General features: G+C 41.2%; 13 protein-coding genes and 1 pseudogene. 7 read left to right on the top strand and 7 right to left on the bottom strand.

Annotation, left to right across the window (positions count from 1 at the left end; all coding sequences use genetic code 11):
* The 4 genes and pseudogenes from DWX84_RS21040 to DWX84_RS21025 all read left to right on the top strand — a co-directional run.
* Positions 1 to 76: pseudogene (locus DWX84_RS21040) on the top strand (DNA primase); the annotation flags it as partial.
* A 145-nt stretch (positions 77 to 221) separates the two neighbouring features.
* The gene (locus DWX84_RS21035) at positions 222 to 605 is read left to right on the top strand and encodes a MobC family plasmid mobilization relaxosome protein (RefSeq protein ID WP_049702060.1); all 384 of its coding nucleotides are present in this window, start codon (positions 222 to 224) and stop codon (positions 603 to 605) included.
* Positions 571 to 1,491: a relaxase/mobilization nuclease domain-containing protein gene (locus tag DWX84_RS21030; protein ID WP_049702061.1), complete on the top strand. Its 921-nt coding sequence runs from the start codon at positions 571 to 573 to the stop codon at positions 1,489 to 1,491. The genes DWX84_RS21035 and DWX84_RS21030 overlap by 35 nt, the downstream gene beginning before the upstream one ends.
* Positions 1,492 to 1,495: 4 nt before the next feature.
* Positions 1,496 to 2,215: a hypothetical protein gene (locus DWX84_RS21025; protein WP_004315359.1), complete on the top strand. Its 720-nt coding sequence runs from the start codon at positions 1,496 to 1,498 to the stop codon at positions 2,213 to 2,215.
* A 52-nt stretch (positions 2,216 to 2,267) separates the two neighbouring features.
* Here DWX84_RS21025 and DWX84_RS21020 read toward each other — a convergent pair whose 3' ends face one another.
* From DWX84_RS21020 to DWX84_RS22295, 6 genes are all read right to left on the bottom strand, one after another.
* Positions 2,268 to 2,600, bottom strand: a complete 333-nt coding sequence (locus tag DWX84_RS21020; protein ID WP_049702062.1) for a helix-turn-helix domain-containing protein — start codon at positions 2,598 to 2,600, stop codon at positions 2,268 to 2,270.
* A 130-nt stretch (positions 2,601 to 2,730) separates the two neighbouring features.
* The gene (locus tag DWX84_RS21015; protein ID WP_049702063.1) at positions 2,731 to 3,150 is read right to left on the bottom strand and encodes an RteC domain-containing protein; all 420 of its coding nucleotides are present in this window, start codon (positions 3,148 to 3,150) and stop codon (positions 2,731 to 2,733) included.
* On the bottom strand, positions 3,104 to 3,343 hold the full coding sequence (locus DWX84_RS21010) for a hypothetical protein (protein WP_004315356.1): 240 nt from the start codon (positions 3,341 to 3,343) through the stop codon (positions 3,104 to 3,106). Before DWX84_RS21010 ends, DWX84_RS21015 begins: the two co-directional genes overlap by 47 nt.
* 31 nt (positions 3,344 to 3,374) lie before the next feature.
* On the bottom strand, positions 3,375 to 4,307 hold the full coding sequence (locus tag DWX84_RS21005) for a YafY family protein (protein WP_004315355.1): 933 nt from the start codon (positions 4,305 to 4,307) through the stop codon (positions 3,375 to 3,377).
* A complete protein-coding gene (locus DWX84_RS21000) occupies positions 4,304 to 4,930 on the bottom strand; it encodes a Type 1 glutamine amidotransferase-like domain-containing protein (RefSeq protein ID WP_004315354.1) in 627 nt (208 codons plus the stop codon). The genes DWX84_RS21005 and DWX84_RS21000 overlap by 4 nt, the downstream gene beginning before the upstream one ends.
* 125 nt (positions 4,931 to 5,055) lie before the next feature.
* A complete protein-coding gene (locus tag DWX84_RS22295; RefSeq protein WP_049702064.1) occupies positions 5,056 to 5,250 on the bottom strand; it encodes a DUF6597 domain-containing transcriptional factor in 195 nt (64 codons plus the stop codon).
* A 585-nt stretch (positions 5,251 to 5,835) separates the two neighbouring features.
* On the opposite strand from DWX84_RS22295, the gene DWX84_RS20990 reads away from it, so the two are divergent.
* Positions 5,836 to 7,116: a DUF2262 domain-containing protein gene (locus DWX84_RS20990; protein ID WP_121961270.1), complete on the top strand. Its 1,281-nt coding sequence runs from the start codon at positions 5,836 to 5,838 to the stop codon at positions 7,114 to 7,116.
* A 45-nt stretch (positions 7,117 to 7,161) separates the two neighbouring features.
* Here the strand turns inward: DWX84_RS20990 and DWX84_RS20985 are convergent, their stop codons facing one another.
* Complete coding sequence (locus tag DWX84_RS20985; RefSeq protein WP_048928115.1) at positions 7,162 to 7,665, bottom strand: methylated-DNA--[protein]-cysteine S-methyltransferase; 504 nt, start codon at positions 7,663 to 7,665, stop codon at positions 7,162 to 7,164.
* Between the two features lie 157 nt (positions 7,666 to 7,822).
* Here DWX84_RS20985 and DWX84_RS20980 point away from each other — a divergent pair, with 157 nt between their 5' ends.
* Both DWX84_RS20980 and DWX84_RS20975 read left to right on the top strand, forming a co-directional pair.
* On the top strand, positions 7,823 to 8,305 hold the full coding sequence (locus DWX84_RS20980) for a ferritin (RefSeq protein ID WP_044545844.1): 483 nt from the start codon (positions 7,823 to 7,825) through the stop codon (positions 8,303 to 8,305).
* Between the two features lie 118 nt (positions 8,306 to 8,423).
* A complete protein-coding gene (locus DWX84_RS20975) occupies positions 8,424 to 8,864 on the top strand; it encodes a DUF695 domain-containing protein (RefSeq protein ID WP_048928029.1) in 441 nt (146 codons plus the stop codon).
* The last annotated feature ends 57 nt before the right edge of the window (positions 8,865 to 8,921 follow it).

Below are 8,921 nucleotides of genomic sequence, written 5' to 3'. Positions count from 1 at the left end.
CAGCCAAGTGCAGGAAACGAAGCAGGAAACCGGACAACGTGCCGCCCCAAGACAAAAGAGAGGCAGGGGCATTTAATCCGGCAGGACTACCAACGGCTGGCGGTTTATTTGGAGAGCAAGGTTATGTTTCGGTAAACCGAAACTACCTTGCTTTGCTCACCGCAAAGAAAATTTCTCCCGTTGGTCGCAATTTTTAAGATACCATTTAAATGTAAAAACCTATGACGAATATAAAGGATAAGCCGGGGGGACGTCCGGCAAAGAAACGGATAGAGAAGCAGCAACGGGTTGTCAGTACGAAACTGACCGAGTTGCAGTATTACGCCATCAGAAAGCGAGCCGGGGAAGCTGGGTTACGTGTCAGTGAGTATGTAAGGCAGGCGGTTGTTTCGGTAGAGGTCATACCCCGGCTGAACAGGCAGGATGCGGACACCATCCGCAAACTGGCAGGGGAAGCCAACAACATCAACCAGTTGGCGCACCGGGCGAATGCCGGAGGTTTCGCACTGGTGGCGGTGGAACTGGTGAAGCTCAAAAACCGGATTATTGAAATCATAAACCATTTGTCAGATGATTGGAAAAATAAAAAAGGGAAGCGGGTTTAAGGGCTGTGTGAACTATGTGCTTGGCAAGGAGCAGGCGGTTTTGCTTCATGCGGACGGGGTTCTGACTGAAAGCCGGGGAGATATAATCCACAGCTTCTGTATGCAGACCGGGATGAATCCCGACTTGAAAAAGCCTGTCGGACATATTGCGTTGAGTTATTCGGCAGTGGATGCGCCCAAATTGACAGATGGGAAGATGGTACAGCTTGCGCAGGAGTATATGCGTGAAATGAAAATCACCGATACGCAGTATATCATCGTGCGCCATCAAGACCGGGAACACCCACATGTGCATATCGTGTTCAACCGCATAGACAATAACGGCAAGACCATTTCGGACAGGAACGACATGTATCGTAACGAACAGGTATGCAAGAAGCTGAAAGCCAAACACGGGCTTTATTTCGCCGAGGGAAAAGAGCAGGTGAAGCAGCACCGATTGAAAGAGCCGGACAAATCAAAATACGAGATTTACACGGCTGTGAAAAATGAAATCGGCAAATCCCGTAACTGGCAGCAGTTGCAGCACAGGTTAGCGGAAAAGGGTATCACTATCCAGTTCAAACGAAAGGGACAGACTGACGAGATACAGGGCATATCCTTTTCCAAAGGCGAATACACGTTCAAGGGGTCGGAGATAGACCGCAGTTTCAGTTTTTCCAAACTGGATAAATGTTTCGGGGATGCAGGAATGAATGTTGCCGAAAGCCAACGGCAAACAACTTTCGCACCCGTTCGGGAACAAGCACCTGCACCGGACAAGGCTGACAGTCCGTTGATAACAGGTTCACTCGGTCTGTTTTCTGCTTCTTCTCCCCCAGTGGATGAAGAACCTAATTTTAATTTGAGAAAGAAGAAGAAAAAGAAAAAACAACTTAAACAGTAAAGACATGGAAGATAATTTGATTTTAGAGGGGCTTCTCTCTATGGTTACGGAACTGAAAGAGAAGCAGGAAGCACAGGCAACGCCAGCCAGTCGGGAGGAAACTCTCGAACGGCTGGGAGCAATCGAACAAGCGTTGTCGGAACTGCACAGTAATTCGGCTGTTCCCGAAGAAAAGTTGCGGGTTATTCAAAGCCAACTTGACGACATAAGGAGCAGGATGCAAGGTCAGCAGAAGAACATAGAGGACACCAAGAAAATAACATTGGAAACCTACCGTTGTTTCAAGGTAATGATTGATACTTTGGGCTCTTGCAAGACGGATAAAGAGGAAGCTACGCCCTTACCGTTCTATCAACGGATTTACAACAAGGTCGCTTCTTGGATTCGTCCGGGATTGTTTGTTTTTTCGGCAGTGCTGGTCGTCTGTTCCGTTTCCATATTCTTGAATGTCCGTTTGGCTGAACGTATGCAGCAGTTGCAGGACAACGATATGAAATACCGCTATTTGCTGATGCAAGGACAGGCAGACGGGGAAACTTTTGATATGCTGGAAAACAAGTTCAAGTGGCAACGGGATAACGGTTTTATCCGAAGTTTGACCGATTCAGTGATGGATTTTGAATATCGCATCCAAAAGCAGGCGGAAGCACTGGAACGTGCAAGGCTGTTGAATGAGCAAGCCGAACAGCTAAAGAAAGAAGCCGATAAGTTGGGTAAGCCATAAACGGGGAAAGTCGGAACAGATGAAGTACATTCACCGTTCCGGCTTTTCAGATTCACTTCTTTTTCTTCGTACAGTGTTCTTTCTCGAACTGGCGTAGCGTGGTGACGCTGAACCGTTCTTTAATAAACTCCCGGATATCGGAAGCCTTGTAATACACTTTTCCGCTGATAGTGAAGTAAGGCAGCGCACCGATAGCCCGGTAGCGTTGCAGAGTTTTGATACTTACTTTGAATAATAAACACAAGTCTTGATTATCCAATAGGTTGTCATCTTCGGGTAGTACCTTGTCCGCATTGCGTAGTACCCGTACATCCTTGCAGAGTTCTTCCAGCTTGGCGTACAGCTTCTGCATCCATACGCTGAAATCGTCATTGTCTATATACATGATTGCTTCATTTTTCTGATTATACATTCTTGTCTGTCAATCAATTGATGAAGCAAAGTTCAGAAAATAGGCGCAAAGAAATTACGGGGGAACTAATGGAATCCCCTATAAATAAATCATAAGTCACTGATTATCTATATCCTTTCTTGTCATGTTCCTTTTTGATAAGTTCTACCAATCCATTAAGAAACCCGGTCAGTTTGCCCGGCTTTCGTTTTATCACGTCCTCATGTTTTTGGTAACAGTCGCCTATCTTGATGTTGAACAGCCATTCAAAGGCTTTCACCAAGTCCACCAAGTAGGCGGGCTTGCCGTTCTGATACACGATGTTTTTGGAGAGGAACAGACCGCTTACCATTTCCATGATGTTGATAAGGGTTGTCTTGTCTGCGAGATAGAGAGGGGAAAGGGGCTGTTTGTTGATACGTTGCTGTAGCTGTTCCGGGTATTTGATGCGCCACTCGATAAGGCGTATTTCAGTGTTCAAAAGTCCTATCGCTTCATCAATTAGATGCAGATGGGGCATTTTTTTCTTGCTCAAACCGTACACGATACGATTTAAGACGGTGCAAACCAAAGGAAAAATAACGTAGTAAAACGTTGTAATCCTGCTCATTGATACTAAAATTGGCTACATGGGTCGCCAATTCTTCGATAGCTTCTGCAAATTCAGATGCAGACACTTTACGTTGTGAGCATTCCGACAATAAGCGGAAAAATCTTTGGTCGAATATTTTTTTCATTGAGTCGATTAAAAATACTATTTGACAGCAATCAAATAGAAATGTTATTGATAATATTTTTAACTTCATATTTTAAAGAATCTGGTCTTATTATAGTTGCACTATCTGCAAAAGACAGATACCAATGTGCAAACTTACTGATTGAAAATGTTAGAAAATGAAGTTCAAACATATCCCCTATCTCTTTCTCAGATGTTAATCCGTAATAATATTTATCATCATTCATTATGGAGGTTTTATTCTTTTCTATTCTTATAACGATTTCATGTAATTTTTCTTTATCATAAAACTCGCGTATGAATTTTTCCAAAGGAGGATGCTCCCGTGATTGTAATTCATTAAGAATGTGCATTTTTTGAATTCTATCTATCCGAAATGTAAGATAGATTTCTTTGGGAAGATAAAAGCCTATTAGATACCAGTTAGTTCTCGAAAAGAAAATTCCAACAGCTTCAATCTTTCGTTCTGAAACACTTAACGCATTACTTCCCAAATAAGATATTTCAATAATTCTTTTTTGGTATATACTTTGTAAAATAAGTAAAAGAATATCAGGTTTATAGGTAGATGATTTATAAGTATCCAATACAGACATGCACTTTTCCATTGTTTCTAACATATTTTTGTCTGCAAAACGCATGACAGACCTAATCTTTTCTATTCCAGACTTATAATGTTCGTTGCTATTTGAATCAGTTAGTTCATGTACTAATTTCTCTGCAATCAAAAAGGACAAAGCCTCTTTTTGAGTAAACATTAGAGGAGATAATTTGAATCCTTCTGCAAGTGAATAACCAATACCGGGATTTCCTATGATAGGAATGCCTGCCTCTTCCAATGTTCTTATATCTCGATATACAGTGCGAATGCTTATATTAAAACGTTCTGAAATTTGCTGTGCTTTCACTAACGAGTGCGATTGTAACTGAATCAATATAGCAGAAATACGGTCTATTCTATTCATTTTGCATCTTTAATTTGAATATTTGAATCTTCAATAATAACAGCTTGTTTATTACTTATAGGAATAAGCTGCAACTTCTCATTATATAGTTGAACTATCTTTTCACCTTTTTTCTTGAATGGAAAATTTCCATAATGGGGAATCGTATAAAAATCGACCAAATCTAAAGAAGTACAGTCTTTCAATTCAGGAGCCTTTTCTATTGGATCAAAATTCACACTTCTCATATATTCTGCATCGGGAGAGGCTATTATTGCTCCGGCAGATTCCCCAATATACAGTTTACCCAATTTCACTTGTTTAGATATAATTTTATCAACACCTTTTCTTTTTAACTCTTGCAAAAGGAAAAATGTATTTCCACCTGTTATGTAGATATAATCGCATTTATGTAATATAGAAGATATTTCCTCTTTGGGCAGTTGGGTAATCTCGACTTCTTCAACAATCATTCCTGCTTCTTCTAAAGCCTTTTTCCCCTTTTTTACATAGAATCGTATTGGTTCTGTAAGGCTTGCAGTTGGTATAAAAGCTATAATTTTCCCTTGCAAATCTTCTTTGGCACAATCGACAAATAGATTAGCAACATCAGCAAATGATGAGCATAAAAATAATCTTTTCATATTCTATAATATTAAGTTGAATACTTTTTGATACAAAGATAGCGTCTTCTATGACAGCCCTATGTCAGTAAGTCTAAATATTGAAGAGTTTTTTTCATCAAAACAATCCATTATTGAAATTTACCCTATTTGTAATGTGGCTGCGTTCCCTTATGAAAAGAAGAAATAATTTTGTTCCCTTTATGAAAAACAAGTGCTACACAACCTGCCGGGATAGAACGTTGAAAGCCTTGCTTTACATCATCTATCCTTAAAAACCAATATTGCTTTATATAAGGAGCGAGCAATTTGGTAGGTTGTATTACTTGAATTTTCTCCATTCTGTTTTAATTATCAAACAAAAGTAAGATTTCTTAGATAGATATTAGGTGTAAAAAAGGGACATTCTAATTAAAACATCCAAATATCTGTTGCCTAAATCATTCAAAGTTCTCTGCATTGGAAGATATGTCATAGATAAGTTGAAAAAGTTATTATAAACACAAGTTTAGTTTGTGTTTTTGTCTATATATCCAAAACGGACTAAACTAATTTCTATTGACAGCAAATTATATATGCTGGCGAAAAGAAAAACAGTATTCTTCTTTTCGCCAGTTTTGCTTTTATGGTTAGAGAGCTTTTGTTACCTTTGCACATGAAGCCCACCGCAAAGCGATTTCTTCGTTTTTTTTGTTACTATTTTGTTACCCACTATTAGTAATAGGTGGGCTTTTGCTTTGATAATCAGAGTTATATTATGCTGTATGTATAATATCTGGCAAAATCTGTTTAACAGTTATCAGTTATGGAAAAAGAGAAAGAATGAGCTTGAATAAAGACATATCGGAGTTGTTGATTATGAGGAAAATCTTGTTGACTCAATGGCGGTTATGTTATCTGTTTGAGTATAATAATTATTCATATTTATGAGAAAGGAACAAACGGATGAAAATAGTTGGGAATTTCATCTGACAGATAAGATCGCCCATCTTTCCAAAATGACCTTGGAAATGCATACGGAGTTTTGGCTTAGTACACTCCAGACATGGTTTCGTGGCTATCAAACACCCGAAGAGTATAAAGCGACGATTTGGGGGAGGGAGGTAGACCTATGCATCTCCATCGCTCCCTTGGAGACACCGACCGAGAAATTACCTATCATTGAAGAGAAATCGGCAAAAGGTAAGAATGAGCTGCTTCCCCCGGAACAGCAAGCCTACGTAGACGAACTCAAAAAGAAGATAAAAGCTCTCAAAAAACTCCTGCCGCCTAAGGTGGACGAGGCGTTAGAGCAACGCTATTTGGATTACATGAACGCCGAGAGGATTAAGGTAATCATTCAAGACTACACCAAGATATGGAGCAACCCGGATTTGCCCGTTGAAGAAAAAATCAGTCAGCTCATTCCTTATAAAATTGAATTATATGACCTTGTGCGTAATGTCCAACTGCCGGATGATTTGATGCGTGCGGATACGAATATTTCAATTACAATGGCCACTATTCAATTCTTTGCGCAAAGCGTAGAGAAAAATGCGAAGAAAAACAAAATAAAAACACCCAAGCAGGTACGTCAATTAGTGAAATTTACCAATGACATCATTACTCGCATGGATGAGGGTCAGAATAAGCTAAACGGCGTTGAGCGAGATATGACTAAGGAAGAGTCTAAAGCCTATGATGCTTATCTTGATATAAAGATTGGAGCAAGGTCTGTCCTTCACTCGTTTGAAAAACGATTGGAGTTATACGAGCGACTTTGGGAAATGCCCTCGGTCTCTACCGGTACTAAGATTGAATGTTTGAATGAGGCCATCAAACTTATCCGGAAGCAATGCGGTAAAAACCTGGAGCCCCGTTGTCCGCACGAATCCCTTATCCGGAAACATCTGAAAGCTATTAGTGGCTATATGAATAAGCTGGAAGAAGAAGGGGAAGCGATATGGCAATTGCGCATGGCCGACGAATTGCTCCCGACAGCAAACGCATGGCGGGAAGATTGTGAACTTCCGGCATTGTCCAGAGAGGAGTTTGCCTCCCAGGTAGAATTGCAATCTGTTCATATAGAGACCAAGGAGAAAGAAGACGGCTCCATCCATTACGAACTGGAGCTTTTTTTCCAAGACACGGAAGACACTTTCGCCGGCCACTTCCTATATGCTGATATTGAGGACCATGAGGTGAAGGAGATAACGTTAATGGGATAGTTACATTCTATGTTTGTCCACAAGGATTTGCAAGGTAAAGTCTCTTTACGATACTTTTGGGGCCCGTTCGATTGTAAGCAGGCTCCTTTTTTTGTCGATACCTCCTGCGTATCCGGTTAAGCTGCCATCGCTGCCTACGACACGGTGGCAGGGGATGATGATACTGATCGGGTTATGGCCTACCGCTCCTCCGATCGCTTGTGTAGACATGCTCGGGATACCTTTTTGCCGGGCGATTTCCCCGGCGAGCTCCTTGTAGGTTACGACTTCGCCATAAGGTATTTTGCTCAATAAGTCCCATACCGCAAGTCGGAAAGGCGTATCCTCCAGATGGATAGGAGGGGTGAAGCTGGGAATCTTACCCATGAAATAGCTATCCAGCCACTCTTTGGCTTGCTCGAATATCGGCAGTTCTCTTTCTTGATGTTCCGCCGATAAAGTGGTGGCAAAATATTTTTGCCCGTCGAACCATAATCCTGTCAGGTGGTCGCCATCGCTAGCTAGGGTTATTTCTCCTAAGGGAGATCGATATTTGTCGGTGTATTGCATGATGTTTATCAAATAAGGGCGTAAGTTAGAAAAATTTTCGAAAGTAGCCAATATCTAAGGGCGGAAATGAGATAAGGAATCCTACTTTTATTTATATTTGCATAGTGAAATTTCGTGAACGGATAATACTTCAACATTTTTAAACAATGATAAAATTATGATCTTAAGTAGAAATTTATCAGAGGCAATCAATGCCCAAGTGAATGCGGAGATGTGGTCTTCGAATTTGTATTTGTCAATGTCCGTGTATTTCCAGAAAGCAGGGTTGAACGGTTTCGCCCATTGGATGAAGAAACAAGCGGCTGAGGAATTGGAGCATGCTCATAAGTTGATCGATTACGCCTTGGATCGTGGCGGCGATATTACGATCGGCCAGATCAACGTGGTTCCGACAGGCTGGGGAAATCCGTTGGAGGTATTCGAGCATGTTTACAAACACGAGTGCTATGTATCAGAGTTGATCGACAAATTGGTTGATATCGCCGAGGCTGATAAGGATCATGCTTCCCGTGATTTCTTGTTCTGGTTCGTACGCGAGCAAGTAGAGGAAGAATCTACGGCTAAAGAGATCGTGGATCAATTGAAGAATTATGGGGAATGCCATTACGCCATTATGGATCATAGATTAGGAAAGAGATAATAAATTTCCGTCGAGAAATATAAAAAGGCTGTATCTTCACCGGACGCAGCCTTTTTTGTCGTATTTTTACCCGGTAAAGTCAGTAAGGAATACTTATAGATAAATAGAAAATATAAATATGAGATTAAGCGATGTATGGTTTACGGCTCTCTCGGAAAACGAGTCAGGGCAAATGATTACCGTTTACGGGCGGGACGAGTTGAATGAGTTTACCGAATCCGGTAAGTTCAAGGAACGTGTCGAGATCACTTGGAAATACGAGGGAGATGGGAGAGGCCTTCCTTGCGATGACCTTGGCGAGAAAATGGAGGTCGTGGAGGAAGCGCTTCGTAAGGCGATGGAAAAGAAAGACAAGCTGGCTATCCTAACGGGTGTCTATACCGGAGGAGGAGAGAAGGTCTGGGTGTTTTACACACGTACCGTGCGTGTATTCGGCGAACGCTTGAATGAGGCCTTGGCTCCTTTCGAGTTACTGCCCATCTCTATTTATACCGAGATGGATCCGGATTGGGAAGAATATAAGGATATGTATGAGATGAAAGAGTGGGCGGTGGATTGAGATCCTGTGCTTCGAGTTTGGCGTGAAAGGTATCTTTTTGATTGAAATACCTTCTTT

The sequence above is a fragment of the Parabacteroides sp. AF21-43 genome (assembly GCF_003635435.1).
In the GTDB taxonomy this organism is placed as follows: domain Bacteria; phylum Bacteroidota; class Bacteroidia; order Bacteroidales; family Tannerellaceae; genus Parabacteroides; species Parabacteroides distasonis.
The sequence above is the reverse complement of the archived record's forward strand: the minus strand, read 5'-3'. Positions and strand labels throughout refer to the sequence as shown.